Source organism: Corynebacterium nuruki S6-4 (genome assembly GCF_007970465.1).
Taxonomy (GTDB): domain Bacteria; phylum Actinomycetota; class Actinomycetes; order Mycobacteriales; family Mycobacteriaceae; genus Corynebacterium; species Corynebacterium nuruki.
This window is the reverse complement of record NZ_CP042429.1, coordinates 624,104-639,327: the sequence shown is the minus strand read 5'-3', so window position 1 is coordinate 639,327 and position 15,224 is coordinate 624,104. Positions and strand designations below refer to the sequence as shown.

The window sequence follows — 15,224 nt, the reverse complement described above, 5'->3', positions numbered from 1 at the left end:
CGGTCGATGATTCCTCGGGCGATCCTGGTGAGAGCCCCCGAATCCGCCAGCCTTCTGGCGTGCCGCGGCGTCACTCCGAGAGCTTCAGCGGTCTCGGTGACCGTGAGAAACTGACTGCCGTCCATGACAGATAATGTCCCATTTCGGATCTAATCTGTCAATGGTCTGCCTGGACTGCCGAGAACCCCTGGGAAGCGAGTCGCTCCGTCACTGCCTGACTACGGGCTTACAGTCGGCGATGAGAGGACAGTTGCCGCGGGGTCGACCTTGTCCGCGCCACAGTACTCGACCTTGATACGGTACTGAGCATGACCTCACCTCAGCAGAGCACCGCCACGACCTACGACGAGTACCTGGAACTGCCTGAGTTCCGCGACCGGGGCTGGCACCTCGTCCGGCAGAACCGGCTCGACCCGGACCTCGCGCTCGGCTGGTCGCTGCACATGCCCTACGAACTCGGTGACGGCCAGGTCGTGGACGCCCCGGGGCCGGTCCACACCCCGAAGAAGGGGCTGAAGAAGATGTTCGGCACCGACATGGCCGGCACCTACCGGCAGATGCTCGCCAATTCCTGGGGCGTCCACGACCGCGACGAGACCCTGGGGACGGTGCAGAACCTGCTGGAGTACGCCGGTGATCCGGGGTACCGGGCGATGCTCCCTGCCCTGCGGCAGCTGTTGACCGTCCCGGTCGGCCAGCGGCCCGGCTACCTGGCCAGCATCGCCGAGATGGTGCGCGGCGCCGTCGAGGACTCGGTCACCGACGAGCAGGTCGTCGCGGAAGTCAACCGGGTGGTCGGTCCGTTCCTCGTCCCGGAGTCCGTGCTGGCACTGCCGGCCACGCTGCCGGCGGACACGGTCGGCTGGGACACGGCGCGGTCCCTGCGGGTGCTGTGGATGGCCCACGGGGCCGGGTTCGTCACCGAACAGGACGCCGAGCCGTTCGTCCGGGCCGCCCTCGACCTCACCCGGCAGGTCTACGGTTCCTGGCGGGAGCACGCCGACGGTTTCCTCGTCGGCCGGGCCCAGTGGGTGGAAGCCGTCGACGACGGGTCGCTGGAGTACGCCGGTGGGATGGCGACGGCGCTGCACCACCCCGACTCGCCGTGGGTGCTCACGCCGCTGCGGTAGTCGGCCCCGCAGACCGCCCCGACACAGCGCGAACCGCAGGCCTCGTCATACGGCGAGTAATCCTGCGGCTCGCGCTGTTCGGGTTATACGTCACAACGCGTGTCTTTTACCGGCGTGTCATCGTGTCACCGGCCGGTGGCAGCGCAACCGTCGGCATGGCAGACCATCCGCTCGCCTGGCAGGCCAAAAGTGCCTCGATGACCCAGGTGAACGACGTTTTCGCCTGCCTGCCGGACGGATGCGCAGACAGTCGGCCCTGCCCCGTCACGCGAACTCGGGCGGCACCCCCGGGTACTCGGGCGGCGTCCCGCCGAAGGCCGGGCAGATCCTCTGGAACGAACACCAGCCGCACAACTTCGAGGTCTTCGGGGCGAAGTTCCCGGTCCGGGCGTTGTCGCCGATGGCCTCCCAGGTGCGGGCGAGGTCCTTCTCCACGTAGTTCAGCTCCGCCGGGGTGGGGGAGAGCACCATGTCATCGTGGACCTTCAGGTACATCAGCCGGAGCTGCTCGGGGATGTGGTCGAACAGCCGCCACCACACCAGTGCATAGAACCGCATCTGGAACATCGCCTGCCCGGCGAACCGGGGGATCGGCTTCTTCCCGGTCTTGTAGTCGACGACCCGGACCTGGCCGCCGGGGGCGACATCCACCCGGTCGATGAAGCCGCGGACCGGCACACCGTTGGGCAGGGTGGTGTCGACGAACTTCTCACAGGACTCGGCATCGAACCCGCTGGGGTTCTCCATGAGGAAATAGCCCTTGACCAGGCGCCGGGCCTCGACGAGGAAGTCCATGTAGTCCTCGTCGGGCACGAGCTCCGACAGCTCCGGGTCCTTGGCGGTCATCGCCGCCCAGTGCGGCTTGATCATCTTCACCGCCGCCGGGTAGGTGCGCTCGTCGCGCGGCAGGCCGTGGAGTTCCTCCAGGACGGCGTGGACGAGTGTGCCCTTGACCTGGGCGACGGTGCTGGGCTCGGGCAGCCGGTCGATGGTGCGGAACCGGTAGAGTAGCGGGCACTGCCGGTAGTCCCCGACACGTGAGGGGGAGAGGGCGAGACGACGGCGCTTGGCGGGCTGGTTCACAGGTGAGAGAGCATCTTTCCGGGGTTGAGGATGCCGTCGGGGTCGACGGCGTCCTTGATGTCGCGGTGCAGTCGCCGGGACCCCTCGTCGAGTTCCTCGGGCAGCCACACCGCCTTGAGTGCGCCCACGCCGTGTTCGCCGGTGATCGTGCCGCCGAGTTCCAGGCCGTACTCCATGATGCGGTGGAAGGCGTCGTACCCGGCTTTCACGGAGGCCTCGTCACTGTCGTCGAAGAACACGGACGGGTGGGTGTTGCCGTCGCCGGCGTGGGCGATGACGGCGACGGTGATGCCGGTCTCCTCACTGATCCGGGTCAGCCCGGTACAGAATTCGGCGAGCCGGTCACGGGGGACGCACACGTCGTCGAGCATCTGGCCGCCACCGTGGCTCTGCGCGTAGTGCTCGTAGGCGGTCTGGGACGACCGGCGGGCGGCGACGAGGAGCTCGGAGTCGGTGGCGTTGTCGGCGAAAGCGACGTCGACGGCACCGTGGGCCTGGGCGATGTCGGCGAAGGCCTCGGTGTCCGCCGCGGCGGTGGTGGCGTCCGACTGCATGATGAGCACCGCGCCGACCGAGGTGTCCAGTCCGAAGTCGGTCATGTCCTGCACCATGGCGATGGTGGTGCCGTCCATCATCTCCAGCATGGACGGCTGGGCGCCGGTGTTCATGTAGGCGCTCACCGCTTCCGCCGCCGCGGTGACCGAGGGGAAGGTCGCCAGCGCGCTGAGCGGGTCCGGGCCCAGCGGGACGAGCTTCAGGGTGGCCTCGACGATCACGCCGAGGGTCCCCTCCGAGCCGGTGAACAGGCTCGCCAGATCCAGGCCCGCGACACCTTTGACGGTGCGGTGGCCGAGCCGGGTGAGCGTCCCGTCGGCGAGGACGACCTTGATCTCGCGGACGTACTCACGGGTCACGCCGTACTTGACGCAGCACATGCCACCGGCGTTGGTGGCGATGTTGCCGCCGATCGAGCACATGGCGTAGGACCCGGGGTCCGGCGGGTAGGCGAGCTTCTTCGGGCGCAGGGCGTCCTTCAGGTCCTTGTTGATGATGCCGGGTTCGACGGTGACGGTCATGTTCGCCTCGTCGATCTCGAGGATGCGGTCCATGCCGCTGACGGACAGCAGGATGCCGCCGTCGACCGCGCAGGCCCCGCCGGACAGTCCCGATCTCGCGCCCTGCGGCACCACGGGGACGCCGTTGGCGTGCGCCCACCGCATCGTGGCGACGACATCGTCGACACAGCTCGCGCGGACCAGGGCCAGCGCGGTGCCGTCGGCCCGGTACACCGACTGGTCGGCCGAATACGTGGCCAGGATGTCGGGGTCGGTGGTCAGTGATCCGGACAGCTGCCCGGCGAGTTCAGCAAGTTCAGACATAGTCCAGCATTTTACCGGGATTCAGGATCCCGGCGGGGTCCACGGCGTGCTTGATCTCGCGGTGCAGCCGACGGTTTCCCTCGTCGAGCTCCTCCGCCAGCCACTGCGCCTTGAGCACGCCGATGCCGTGTTCACCGGTGATCGTGCCGCCGAGGGAGAGCCCGAGCGCCATGATGCGGTCGAAGGCGCCCATGCCGGCGGCGACCGAGGCCTCGTCGGCGGTGTCGTAGAAGACCGACGGGTGGACATTGCCGTCCCCGGCGTGGGCGACCAGGGCGACGGTCACCCCGGTCTCGTCGCGGATGGCCTCCACTCCGGTGCAGAATTCGGCGAGCCGGGACCTCGGGACGCACACGTCGTCGATCATCTGGCCGCCGCCGTGGGAGCGGGTGTAGAACTCGTTGGCCGGCTGCACCGACCGCCGGGCGTTGAGCAGCAGCGCGGAATCGGTGGGGTTGTCGGCGAAGGCGACGTCGACGGCACCGTTGTCGCGGGCGATGTCGGCGAAGGCCTCGGTGTCCGCGGCGGCCCGGTCCGAATCCGACTGCATGATGAGCACGGCGCCGACCGAGGCGTCCAGCCCGAAGTCGCCGATTTCGGCGAGGAAGCCGATGGTCATCCCGTCCATCATCTCCAGCATCGACGGGGTCGCACCGGTGGCCATGTAGGCAGCGACGGCCTCGGTGGCCGCACGCACGCTGGGGAAGGTCGCCAGGGCGGCGAGCGGGTCGGCCCCCAACGGGACGAGTTTGAGGGTCGCCTCGACGATGACACCGAGGGTGCCCTCCGAGCCGGTGAACAGGCCGGCGAGATCCAGCCCGGCGACACCCTTGACGGTGCGGTGACCGAGCCGGGTGACGGTGCCGTCGGCGAGCACGACGGTGATCTCCCGGACGTACTCGTGCGTCACCCCGTACTTCACGCAGCACATTCCGCCGGCATCGGTGGCGATGTTCCCGCCGATCGAACACATGCCGACCGAGCCGGGGTCCGGCGGGTAGGCGAGACCGTGGGGACGCAGGGCGTCCTTGAGATCCTGGTTGATGATCCCGGGTTCGACGGTGACGGTCATGTTCGCCTCGTCGATCTCCAGGATGCGGTCCATGCCGCGCACCGACAGCAGGATGCCGCCGTCGACCGCGCAGGCACCACCGGACAGCCCGGAGCGCGCCCCCTGCGGCACGACGGGGATGCCGTGGGCGTGGGCGAACCGCATCGTGGCGACGACATCGTCGACGCAGGACGCCCTGACCAGGGCGAGGGCCTGCCCGGTCGGTTCATGGACGGACTCGTCGACCGAGTAGGTCGCGAGAATGTCGGGGTCGGTGCTCAGTGAGCCGGACAGTTCGGCGGCGAGGGAGGCCAGGGCGGCGGGGGTATCGGGATCGGTCACAGGTCCGCCAGCATCTTCCCGGGGTTGAGGATGCCGTCGGGGTCGACGGCGTTCTTGATCTCACGGTGCAGCCGGCGGTTGCCCTCGTCGAGTTCCTTCGCCAGCCAGGCCGACTTCAGGTTGCCCACCCCGTGCTCACCGGTGATGGTGCCGCCGAGTTCCAGGCCGAGGGCCATGATGCGGTCGAAGGCGTCCTGGGCGCGGGCGACGGAAGCCTCGTCGGAGGAGTCGAAGAAGACCGAGGGGTGCATGTTGCCGTCGCCGGCGTGGGCGATGACGGCCACCATCGCGCCGGTCTCCGCGCTGATCCCCTCGATCCGGTCGCAGAACTCCGCCATCGTGGAGCGCGGGATGCACACGTCGTCGAGCAGCTGGCCGCCGCCGTGGCCCTGGGCGTAGTGCTCCCAGGCCGGCTGGGCGGAACGGCGGGCGGCGACGAGGAGTTCGGAGTCCGTCGCATTGTCGGCGAAGGCGACGTCGGTGGCGCCGTTGTCCTGGGCGACCGCGGCGAAGGCCTCGGTGTCCGCCGCGGCCGTGGTGGCGTCCGACTGCATGATGAGCACCGCACCGACGTTCTCGTCGAGACCGAAATCGCCGATCTGGTTGATCATGCCGATGGTCGTGGCGTCCATCATCTCCAGCAGCGAGGGGCTGGCGCCGGTGGCCATGTAGGCGGCGACCGCCCGCATCGCCGCGGTGACCGAGGGGAAGGTCGCCAGGGCGGTCAGCGGGTCCGGGCCCAGCGGCACGAGCTTCAGGGTCGCCTCGACGATCACGCCGAGCGTCCCCTCCGAGCCGGTGAACAGGCCGGCGAGGTCCAGCCCGGCGACCCCCTTGACGGTGCGGTGGCCGAGCCGGGTGAGCGTCCCGTCGGCGAGCACGACCTTCAGCTCCCGGACGTACTCGCGGGTCACGCCGTACTTCACGCAGCACATGCCACCGGCGTTGGTGGCGATGTTCCCGCCGATCGAGCACATGGCCACCGACCCCGGATCCGGCGGATAGGCGAGCTTCTTCGGCCGCAGCGCGTCCTTGAGCTCCTGGTTGATGATTCCGGGCTCGACGGTGACGGTCATGTTCGCCTCGTCGACCTCGAGGATCCGGTCCATACCGCGCACCGACAGCAGGATCGCCCCGTCGACCGCGTTGGCCGCCCCCGAGATCCCGGAGCGGGCCCCCTGCGGCACCACCGGGATGTGGTGGTCGTGAGCGTAGCGCATCGTCGCGACGACATCGTCCACGGTCTTCGCCCGCACCAGCGCGGCAGGGGTCCCCGCCGGGCTGTAGAGGGACTGGTCGCAGGAGTAGGTCGCCAGGATGTCGGGGTCGGTGGTCAGCGAGCCGGTCAGCCGGTCACCGAGGTCGGTGAAAGTCATGGGAATCCACTGTAGTCACCGTCCGCCACGTCACAGCGGCAGCCCCAGGCGGCGCCGGCGCTCCCGGACGACGAGGTTCACCGTCGCGACGACCAGCGTGTACCCGGCGATGACATAGACGGTGCTGATCCCCACCGCGTCGAAGGTCAGGGCGCCGAGCACCGCACCGGTCGCGAGCCCGAGCCACAGCACGAAATGGTGGATCCACCGGGCGTGACTGCCGCCGAAGAACGCGTCCACCAGTCGCTGCCCCATCTTCACCAGGGTGCCGGTCATGTACGTCAGCGGGATCGAGACCTCCCCGTCGCGCTCGAAGACACTGTTGAGCGCACCGATGCCCACCGACAGCACCAGCAGTGCCGCCCGTTCCACCCCGACCGCGACGAGCAGTGAGGAGAGCAGGAACAGTCCGGCGACGGTGAACAGCACCACCTCCCGGGCCCGGGTGAGGTCGTAGCGGCGGCGGGTCAGCCGGTGGATCAGTGCGCCCCAGACGACCCCGACGAGGAAGAGGATCAGGCAGCTGCCCGCCAACCAGGCGAGATGGGTGTCGCCCTCGACGGCGGCGGTCGCGAAGCGGGTCGTGTTGCCGGACATGAACGACAGGAACACGCCACCCAGGTACAGGAAGCCGACGGAATCGACGAAACCTGCCAGGACGGTGAGGGCGACGGCGAGCAGCTGCTCACCACGACGGTAGTTGTGCACGACAGCACAGGTTACCGTGGACGCCATGACCCAGCCGCTGAACCGCCTCGCCGACTCCTCCTCGCCGTACCTGCGCCAGCACGCCGACAATCCGGTCGACTGGTGGCCGTGGGGGGCCGACGCCTTCGCCGAAGCCCGCCGCCGGGACGTCCCGGTGTTCCTCTCGATCGGCTACGCCACCTGCCACTGGTGCCACGTCATGGCCGCCGACAGCTTCACCGACCCGGCGACCGCCGCACAGATCAACGCCGGCTACGTGCCCGTCAAGGTCGACCGGGAGCAGCTGCCGGGGGTCGACGCGGTCTACCTGCAGGCCACCCAGGCGCTCACCGGGCAGGGCGGCTGGCCGATGACCGTGGTCACCGACGCCGACGGCCGGCCGTTCTTCGCCGGCACCTTCTTCCGCCGCGACCAGCTCCGCCAGCTGCTCACCGCCCTCACCCGGGTCTGGACCACCGACCGGGCACAGGTGGACGGCATCGCCGGGAAACTGACCGCCGCCCTGTCCGCCGCCGCCGAGGAGGACCGGGGGAGCGCCTCCTGGGCGGCGCAGGACGCCACGACAGGTCTCCCGGCGCGGATCGTCGGGGCCGGGGCTGGCGTGGTCGAGGGCGCACCGACCTTCCCGCCGAGTGCCGCACTGCTGGGGCTGGTGCGCGCCGGGGAGACCGACCGGGTCCGGGAGACCCTGCACGCGATGCTGCGCGGCGGCCTGTACGACCAGCTCGGCGGCGGGTTCCACCGCTACTGCGTGGACGCCGCCTGGCAGGTCCCGCACTTCGAGAAGACCCTCTACGACAATGCCCTGTTGCTGCGGGCCATGGCCGCCTACCTCGCCGACCGGCCGGCGGACCTGCTGGTCCGCCGTGCCGCCGAGAAGACCGTCGCCTTCTTCACCGACGACCTGGGGACGACGGACGGGCTGTTCGCCAGCGGACTGGACGCCGACACCGACGGGGTGGAGGGGCTGACCTACACGTGGACTCCGCAGCAGGTCCGCGAGGCCATGGAGGCGTGGCGCACGCGGATGCCCGAGGAGCTGCGCCGGGAACCGGCGGAGGCTGAGAGCGACGCCCGCTACGCCATGGCCGCCTTCGGGGTCACCGACGACGGTGACATCGACGGCCGCTCGGTGCTGACCTACCGCCGGGACGTGGGCTACAGCGACGGGGAACGTGGCGAGGACCTGGCCGCCAACGAGGCCCTGCCGTGGGAGGCCCGCGGCATCATCGACGACTGGAAGACCGGTGGTGACGGCGGGGCCGCCGAGAACCTGCGGATGCACCGGGTGCGCAAGGCGCTGCTCGCAGCCCGCCGGGAGCGGCCGCGCCCCGCCGTCGACGACAAGACCGTCACCGCGTGGAACGCCATGGCCGCGGTGGCGCTGACCGAGGCCGCGGCTCCCCTGACCGGGTCGTCGGACTCCGCCGGTCCGGCGGTCACCGCCCGACTGTGGGACCATGCGGTGCTCACCGACGACGACGGCACCGTCCTCGACGTGGTGCGCTGCACGGGGGAGCCGGCGTCCCCGGGCACCCTGGAGGACTGCGCCTGGCTGCTGCTGGCCCTGGTGCGCGCCTGGGAATGCGGCGGGGATGACGGCAGCGACGACGGCAGGGAGGACAGCACTGTCCTTGCCGGGCGGGTCAGCGAACTCATCCGCTACATCCAGCTGGTCTTCTCCCGCACCGGCGACGGGCACCGGGGCACCTGGTACGACGGTGCGGACAGTGTCGGCGGGACCGGCGTCCGGCCCCGGGAGCCCTACGACGGTGCCACCCCGGCCGCGGTCGGCGTGCTCGCCGAGGCGCTGAGTTACGCCGGTGCCCGTGCGGGTGCCTCCGGGGATGCCGACCTGCGGACTCTCGGCGGCCGGTGGAGTGCGGAGGCCCGCCGCATCCTCGACGCCCACACCGCCGTGATCGAACGCCACCTGCCCTCCGCCGGCGGTTGGCTGTGCGCCCTCACCGCCCATCTGGCCGGCCCGGTGACCGCCACGGTGCGCGGGGCGTCCGACGAGCAGATCAGCGAGCTCCGGGCGGAGCTGGGGACATCCGCGCTCATCGTCCGTGTCGAGGACGGGGCGGAACTCGTCGGCGAGGCCCCCGGTGGCGCAGAGAGCGCAGAGAGCGCGGTGGCGCAGATCTGCCGCGCCGGGGTGTGCGGCGTGGCGCAGCCGTTACCCTGAATCCGGCCCCGGCGGCGTCGGCATCGCGCGACGTGAGGATGGTGGCGAGGTGCCGCCACCATCCCCACGGCGCGTGATGCGGACATCCGGGGCCGGGAAGCCCGGGGCCCTGCACTAGACTGTCCGGGTTCAGCGACAGTCCAACCGCAAAGGGGAACCCCGTGGCCTACTCCGGTCCGTTCCAGCCCGGTGACCGGGTCCAGCTCACCGACGCCAAGCGCCGCCACTACACCATCACCCTGGAATCGGGGGGCAGCTACTTCACCCACAAGGGGGAGATCAAGCACGACGACATCATCGGCAGGGATGAGGGCACCGTCGTCACCTCCCACGTCGGCGGCGAATACCTGTGCTTCCGCCACCTGCTCGTCGACCACGTGCTCTCCATGCCCCGCGGCGCGGCGGTGATCTACCCGAAGGACTCGGCGCAGATCCTCGTCGAGGGCGACATCTTCCCCGGCGCGAAGGTCCTGGAGGCCGGCGCCGGATCCGGGGCCCTGTCGATGACCCTGCTGCGTGCCGTGGGTGAACACGGCCGGCTCATCTCCTACGAGGTCCGCGAGGACCACCTGCAGTACGCCGAGGACAACGTCACCGAGTACATGGGCGGCCACCCCGACAACTGGGATCTGCGGCTCGGCGACCTCAAGGACGTCACCGTCGAGGACACCGACGGCCCGGTCGACCGCGTCATCCTCGACATGCTCGCCCCTTGGGAGTGCCTGGAGACCGTCCGCGACCTGCTCATCCCCGGCGGCGTCTTCATGACCTACGTGGCCACCGTCCCGCAGCTGATGAAGGTCATGGAGGGCATCCGTGAGCTCCACTGCTTCACCGAGCCCAAGGCGTGGGAGTCCCTCGTGCGGGAGTGGAAGGTCGAGGGGCTGGCGACCCGTCCCGAACACCGCATGAACGCCCACACCGCCTTCCTCGTCTGGGCCCGCCGCCTGGCCGACGGGACCGTGGCACCGAAACCGCAGCGTCGCGCCCGGAAGTAGCCGGGAAGTAGCCGGGAAACAGCCCCGGGGCAACCCTGGGGCAACCCCGGGGTGACCCCGGACCCAGGGGACCACGAACACAGCCTCACCTGGCTTGTAGAGTGGGGTCATGACCAACGGTGCGGCGAACGACACACATCCCCACGTGGACTCCGGTCCCGAGTCCTACCGCCAGCTGCAGCTGGCCAACCGGACCCTCGGCACCCGGAACGCCAAGCTCACGGAGCTGCTCAGGGCCAGCCGGGACAAGCTCGACGACCTCAACGGCCGGCTCGAGGCCCTCGCCGAACCCCCCAGCACCTACGGTGTGCTCCTCGAGATCGCGGAGGACGCCGCCACCGCCGAGGTCCACACCGCCGGACGCCGCATGCGGCTGATGGTCAGCCCCTTCGTCAACCGCTCCGACCTGCAGCCCGGCACCCTCGTCCGGCTCGGTGAGGGCCAGCAGGTCGTCGAGGTGTGCGGCTACACCGACTCCGGCGACATCGCCACCGTCGTCGAGGTCGTGGACGCCGACCGCATCGTCGTCGCCGACAAGCTCGGCGAGGAGACCCTCATGAAGTGCGCCGGCGCCCTCACCGACGACCTCGCCGCCGAGCAGGTCGGTCCCGGGGACAGTGTCGTGGTGGACCGGCGCGCCGGGTACGCCTTCGAGGTCATCACCCGCGCCGAGGTGGAGAACCTCGTGCTCGAGGAGGTGCCGGACGTCTCCTACGCCGACATCGGCGGGCTGACCGACCAGATCGAACAGCTCCATGACGCGGTCGAACTGCCGTTCCTGCACCCCGACCTGTACCGGAACTACGGCCTGCTGCCGCCGAAGGGCGTCCTGCTCTACGGCCCGCCCGGGTGCGGTAAGACGCTCATCGCCAAGGCTGTGGCGTCCTCCCTGTCGAAGCGGATCCAGGCCGAGGGCGGGGCGGACGCGGCGCACAACCGCTCCTACTTCCTCAACATCAAGGGCCCGGAACTGCTCAACAAGTTCGTCGGCGAGACCGAGCGGCAGATCCGGCTGATCTTCGAGCGCGCCCGCAAGATCGCCTCGGCCGGTCATCCGGTCATCGTCTTCTTCGACGAGATGGAGGCCATTTTCCGGACCCGCGGCACGGGGGTCTCCTCCGATGTGGAGTCCACCGTGGTGCCGCAGCTGCTCGCCGAGATCGACGGGGTGGAGGGGCTGCGCAACGTCATCGTCATCGGCGCCTCCAACCGGGAGGAACTCATCGACCCGGCGATCCTGCGCCCCGGACGCCTCGACGTGAAGATCCGGGTGGAGCGCCCCGACCGGGCCGCCGCACTCGACATCCTCGGCAAGTACCTCACCGACGACCTGCCGCTGGACGCCTCCGCCACGGCGGCGCAGCTGCGGACCCGCATCGTCGACGACCTGTACTCCCACGACCGGCCGTTCCTCACCCTGCACTACGCCGACGGCGGCCACAGTGACCTGTACTACGGTGACTTCGCCTCCGGCGCGATGCTCGCCAACATCGTCGACCGGGCGAAGAAGTTCGCCATCAAGGACGCCCTGCGCGGGGAGGTCGGCGGCATCACCACCGCCCACGTCGACCGGGCGGTGGCCGAGGAGTGCCACGACAACGACGATCTGCCGGACACCACCAACCCGGGCGAATGGGCCCGGATCTCCGGCCACAGTTCGAAGCGGGTCGTGGACATCACGCTGCATGCCGGCGACCCGACCGACTCGACCGACTCTGCCGGTTCGGCAGGGGTGACCGCATGACCCGCCGCATCCTCGGCACCGAGACCGAGTTCGGCATCATCGCCCCCGACGAGCCGACGCTGAGCCCCATCGAGACCTCCACCCAGGCCGTCATCGCCTATGCCGCGGTGAGCGGGCTGGGCGTGAACCGGCGGACCCGCTGGGACTATGCCGCCGAGTCCCCGCTGCGTGACCTGCGCGGATTCGACCTGCGCCGCTACCGCAGTGCACCGGTCATCGACCCGAACACCCCGGGCAACGCGAACGTGGTGACGACCTCCGGTGCCCGGTTCTACGTCGACCACGCCCACCCCGAGTACTCCTCCCCGGAGACCACGGACGCCTGGGACGCGGTGATCTGGGACAAGGCCGGGGAGCAGGTCATGCACGCCGCCGCGCAGGCCGCCGGCGAGGTCGAGGGGCAGCCGCGACTGCAGATCCACAAGAACAACGTCGACGGCAAGGGCGCCTCCTACGGTGCCCACGAGAACTACCTCTACCCCCGCTCCTACGACGCTGAGGCGGTGCAGGCCGCACTGACGGTCCACTTCGTCACCCGGCAGGTCTACACCGGGGCGGGCCGGGTCGGGCTGGGGGAGACCGGGCAGGACCACGGTTTCCAGATCAGTCAGCGCGCCGACTACATCGAGACCACCGTCTCCCTGGAGACGACGCTGAACCGGGGCATCATCAACACCCGCGATGAACCGCACTCGGGGGAGACCTGGGCCCGGATGCACGTCATCGTCGGCGACGCGAACCTGTCGGAGTACGCCACCTTCCTCAAACTGGGCACCACCGCCCTGGTCCTCGACGCGGTCGGGGTGGGGGCGGACTTCTCCGACCTGGCCCTCCACGCCCCGGTCGAGGCGGTCCGGGAGGTCTCCCGCGACCTGGCCTGCACCCGCCCGCTCCGGCTGTACGGCAACCGGGAGATGACCGCGGTGCAGCTGCAGCGGGAGATCCGCCGGCGCGTCGCCGAGGCGGTCCCCGCCGCCGACCGGGTGGGCCACGACGAGCTCGTCCTGGAACTGTGGGGGGAGATCCTCGACGACCTGGACCGCGACCCGGCGAGCACCGCCGACCGGCTGGACTGGTCGGCGAAGCTCGCCCTGCTCAACGCCTACCGGGCGCGCGGCCTGGCGTGGGGGGATCCGCGGCTGGCGGTCATCGACATCCAGTACCACGACATCGATCCGGCGAAGGGCCTGTACAACGCCCTGGTCCGCAAGGGCCGGATGCGCACCCTCGTCCCGGCGGAGGCGGTCGCGGCCGCGGTCGCCACCCCGCCGCGGGACACGCGCGCCTGGCTGCGCGGTGAGGTCGCCCGCCGGTTCCCGGACGCCCTCCTCGCCGCGAACTGGGACGCCCTGGTGCTCGACGCGCCGTTCCACGGGTCCACCACGACCCGGGTGAGCCTGCCGGACCCGGCCGCGGCGACCGCCGGCCAGCTGGAGGGACAGTTGGCGGGGGTGACGGACGCGGGGGAGCTGGTGGCCGTCCTCGACCGTGCCCTGCCCGGATGTGTCGCCGGCATGGACTAGCCTTGACAGGGAAACGACGCCCACAGGAACGGAGACGACGATGACGAGCGGCGGACAGGGACAGGTCCACGGCGGGCACGGCCACGGTGGATCCGGGGAACCGGACACCGGGGTCACGGCGTCCGGCCAGGACCAGCTGAAGGTCAGCGGCACCGACGACCTGCTCGACGAGATCGACGGCCTGCTGGAATCCAACGCCGAGGAGTTCGTGAAGTCCTACGTGCAGAAGGGCGGCGAGTGAGCACGGTGACGGGCCCGGCCACTCCGCTGTACACCCGCCGGATCATGGGGCTGGAGACCGAGTTCGGCATCACCAGTGTGCTCGACAGCCACCGTCGGCTCGGTCCCGACGAGGTCGCCCGCCACCTGTTCAGTCCGGTGGTGGAACGCTGGCGCTCCAGCAACATCTACTGGCGCAACGGCTCGCGGGTCTACCTCGACGTCGGGGCGCACCCGGAGTACGCCACCGCGGAATGCGACTCGCTGCACCAGCTCATCGCCTACGACCGGGCGGGGGAGCGGATCTTCCAGGATCTCGCCGCCCGGTGCGAGACCTCCTTCGGCGAGCGCGGGATCGGCGGGCGGGTGTACCTGCTCAAGAACAACACCGACTCGATCGGCAACTCCTACGGCTGCCACGAGAACTACCTCGTGGGCCGGGACATCCCGCTCAAGGCGCTCGCCGCCCAGCTGCTGCCGTTCCTCGTCACCCGTCAGCTGATCTGCGGGGCGGGGAAGATCAGTGTGCCGACGGCGGGGGCGCCCAACGAGAACTTCGCGCCCGGCTACTGCCTGTCGCAGCGGGCCGACCATGTGTGGGAGGGCGTCTCCTCGGCGACGACCCGGTCCCGGCCGATCATCAACACCCGCGATGAACCGCACGGGGACTCGTCCCGGTTCCGTCGGCTGCACATCATCGTCGGCGACTCGAACATGTCGGAGACGACCACCGCGCTGAAGGTCGGCTCGGCCGTCCTCGTCCTCGAGATGATCGAGGCCGGCATCAGTCTGCCGGACTTCGAGCTGGCCAACGAGATCCGGTCGATCCGGGAGATCTCCCGGGACCTCACCGGTGGTGCCCTGCTGACCCTGCGCCACGGCGGCACCGTCACCGCGCTGGAGATCCAGCGCGCCTTCCACGCGGCGGCGACCGACTGGCTGGCCCGCCGCCCGGAGGAGGGCACCGGCACGCCGAACGCGCAGCTCGCCCCGGTCGTGGACCTGTGGGGCCGGGTGCTCGACGGCTTTGAGAGCGGGGATTTCTCCGCGGTGGACACCGAGATCGACTGGGTGATCAAGAAGAAGCTCATCGATGCGGTCGCCGCCCGCAGTGACCTGGCGATCACCGATCCCCGGCTCGCCCAGATCGACCTGACCTACCACGACATCAACCCGGACCGCGGCCTGTTCCACCTGCTCGCCCGCCGCGGCCGGGCCGCCACCCTCGTCACCGACGACGAGGTCGCGACCGCGGCGACCACCGCCCCGGCCACGACCCGGGCGGCCGTGCGGGGCCGGTTCCTCGCCGCGGCGGAGCACTCCGCCCGGCAGACGACGGTGGACTGGACCCGGCTGAAGGTCAACGGGGACGGCGGCGGCGAACTGCTGCTGCCGGACCCCTTCGACAGCACCGGTGACGGGGTCGACGATCTCATCCGGATCCTCGACGACTCGCCGGCCACCCCGTCGCCGGAGGGGTGAG

Annotated in this window: 12 protein-coding genes and 1 pseudogene; 7 read left to right on the top strand and 6 right to left on the bottom strand. The window is 70.2% G+C overall.

The window, feature by feature from the left end:
- Positions 1–47: 47 nt before the first annotated feature.
- A pseudogene (locus FSW06_RS15035) lies at positions 48–125 on the bottom strand (hypothetical protein); the annotation flags it as partial.
- A gap of 183 nt (positions 126–308) precedes the next feature.
- Between FSW06_RS15035 and FSW06_RS02895 the strand changes: the two are divergent.
- Positions 309–1,130, top strand: a complete 822-nt coding sequence (locus tag FSW06_RS02895; protein WP_010118548.1) for a DUF1266 domain-containing protein — start codon at positions 309–311, stop codon at positions 1,128–1,130.
- 264 nt (positions 1,131–1,394) lie between these two features.
- Here FSW06_RS02895 and FSW06_RS02890 read toward each other — a convergent pair whose 3' ends face one another.
- From FSW06_RS02890 to FSW06_RS02870, 5 genes are read right to left on the bottom strand one after another with little or no spacing between them, the layout of a single operon-like run.
- On the bottom strand, positions 1,395–2,213 hold the full coding sequence (locus tag FSW06_RS02890; protein ID WP_010118550.1) for a RecB family exonuclease: 819 nt from the start codon (positions 2,211–2,213) through the stop codon (positions 1,395–1,397).
- Complete coding sequence (locus FSW06_RS02885; RefSeq protein WP_010118552.1) at positions 2,210–3,592, bottom strand: FAD-binding oxidoreductase; 1,383 nt, start codon at positions 3,590–3,592, stop codon at positions 2,210–2,212. The genes FSW06_RS02890 and FSW06_RS02885 overlap by 4 nt, the downstream gene beginning before the upstream one ends.
- Entirely contained in the window at positions 3,585–4,985 is a 1,401-nt protein-coding gene (locus FSW06_RS02880; protein WP_010118554.1) for an FAD-binding oxidoreductase, read from the bottom strand. The genes FSW06_RS02885 and FSW06_RS02880 overlap by 8 nt, the downstream gene beginning before the upstream one ends.
- Positions 4,982–6,361 (bottom strand): FAD-binding oxidoreductase, encoded by a 1,380-nt coding sequence (locus FSW06_RS02875; protein WP_010118556.1) that lies wholly within the window; start codon positions 6,359–6,361, stop codon positions 4,982–4,984. The genes FSW06_RS02880 and FSW06_RS02875 overlap by 4 nt, the downstream gene beginning before the upstream one ends.
- 30 nt (positions 6,362–6,391) lie before the next feature.
- A complete protein-coding gene (locus tag FSW06_RS02870) occupies positions 6,392–7,069 on the bottom strand; it encodes a YoaK family protein (protein WP_010118558.1) in 678 nt (225 codons plus the stop codon).
- A gap of 25 nt (positions 7,070–7,094) precedes the next feature.
- Between FSW06_RS02870 and FSW06_RS02865 the strand changes: the two genes are divergently transcribed.
- The 6 genes from FSW06_RS02865 (at position 7,095) to pafA (ending at position 15,223) form a co-directional block, all read left to right on the top strand.
- Entirely contained in the window at positions 7,095–9,257 is a 2,163-nt protein-coding gene (locus tag FSW06_RS02865; RefSeq protein WP_010118560.1) for a thioredoxin domain-containing protein, read from the top strand.
- Between the two features lie 161 nt (positions 9,258–9,418).
- Positions 9,419–10,255, top strand: coding sequence for a tRNA (adenine-N1)-methyltransferase (locus FSW06_RS02860; protein ID WP_010118562.1), 837 nt, complete (start codon positions 9,419–9,421; stop codon positions 10,253–10,255).
- A 109-nt stretch (positions 10,256–10,364) separates the two neighbouring features.
- A complete protein-coding gene (gene arc, locus FSW06_RS02855) occupies positions 10,365–11,999 on the top strand; it encodes a proteasome ATPase (protein WP_010118564.1) in 1,635 nt (544 codons plus the stop codon).
- The gene (gene dop / locus FSW06_RS02850; RefSeq protein ID WP_010118567.1) at positions 11,996–13,522 is read left to right on the top strand and encodes a depupylase/deamidase Dop; all 1,527 of its coding nucleotides are present in this window, start codon (positions 11,996–11,998) and stop codon (positions 13,520–13,522) included. The genes arc and dop overlap by 4 nt, the downstream gene beginning before the upstream one ends.
- A gap of 40 nt (positions 13,523–13,562) precedes the next feature.
- Positions 13,563–13,763, top strand: a complete 201-nt coding sequence (locus tag FSW06_RS02845) for a ubiquitin-like protein Pup (protein ID WP_010118568.1) — start codon at positions 13,563–13,565, stop codon at positions 13,761–13,763.
- Entirely contained in the window at positions 13,760–15,223 is a 1,464-nt protein-coding gene (gene pafA / locus FSW06_RS02840; RefSeq protein ID WP_010118570.1) for a Pup--protein ligase, read from the top strand. Before FSW06_RS02845 ends, pafA begins: the two co-directional genes overlap by 4 nt.
- Position 15,224 lies beyond the last annotated feature (1 nt).

Excerpts from the sequence above, each read along its gene's own strand:
- FSW06_RS02895 (WP_010118548.1), top strand. The coding sequence starts at position 309 with ATGACCTCACCTCAGCAGAGCACCGCCACGACCTACGACGAGTACCTG.
- FSW06_RS02885 (WP_010118552.1), bottom strand. The coding sequence starts at position 3,592 with ATGTCTGAACTTGCTGAACTCGCCGGGCAGCTGTCCGGATCACTGACC.
- FSW06_RS02875 (WP_010118556.1), bottom strand. The coding sequence starts at position 6,361 with ATGACTTTCACCGACCTCGGTGACCGGCTGACCGGCTCGCTGACCACC.
- FSW06_RS02865 (WP_010118560.1), top strand. The coding sequence starts at position 7,095 with ATGACCCAGCCGCTGAACCGCCTCGCCGACTCCTCCTCGCCGTACCTG.
- arc (WP_010118564.1), top strand. The coding sequence starts at position 10,365 with ATGACCAACGGTGCGGCGAACGACACACATCCCCACGTGGACTCCGGT.
- dop (WP_010118567.1), top strand. The coding sequence starts at position 11,996 with ATGACCCGCCGCATCCTCGGCACCGAGACCGAGTTCGGCATCATCGCC.
- FSW06_RS02845 (WP_010118568.1), top strand. The coding sequence starts at position 13,563 with ATGACGAGCGGCGGACAGGGACAGGTCCACGGCGGGCACGGCCACGGT.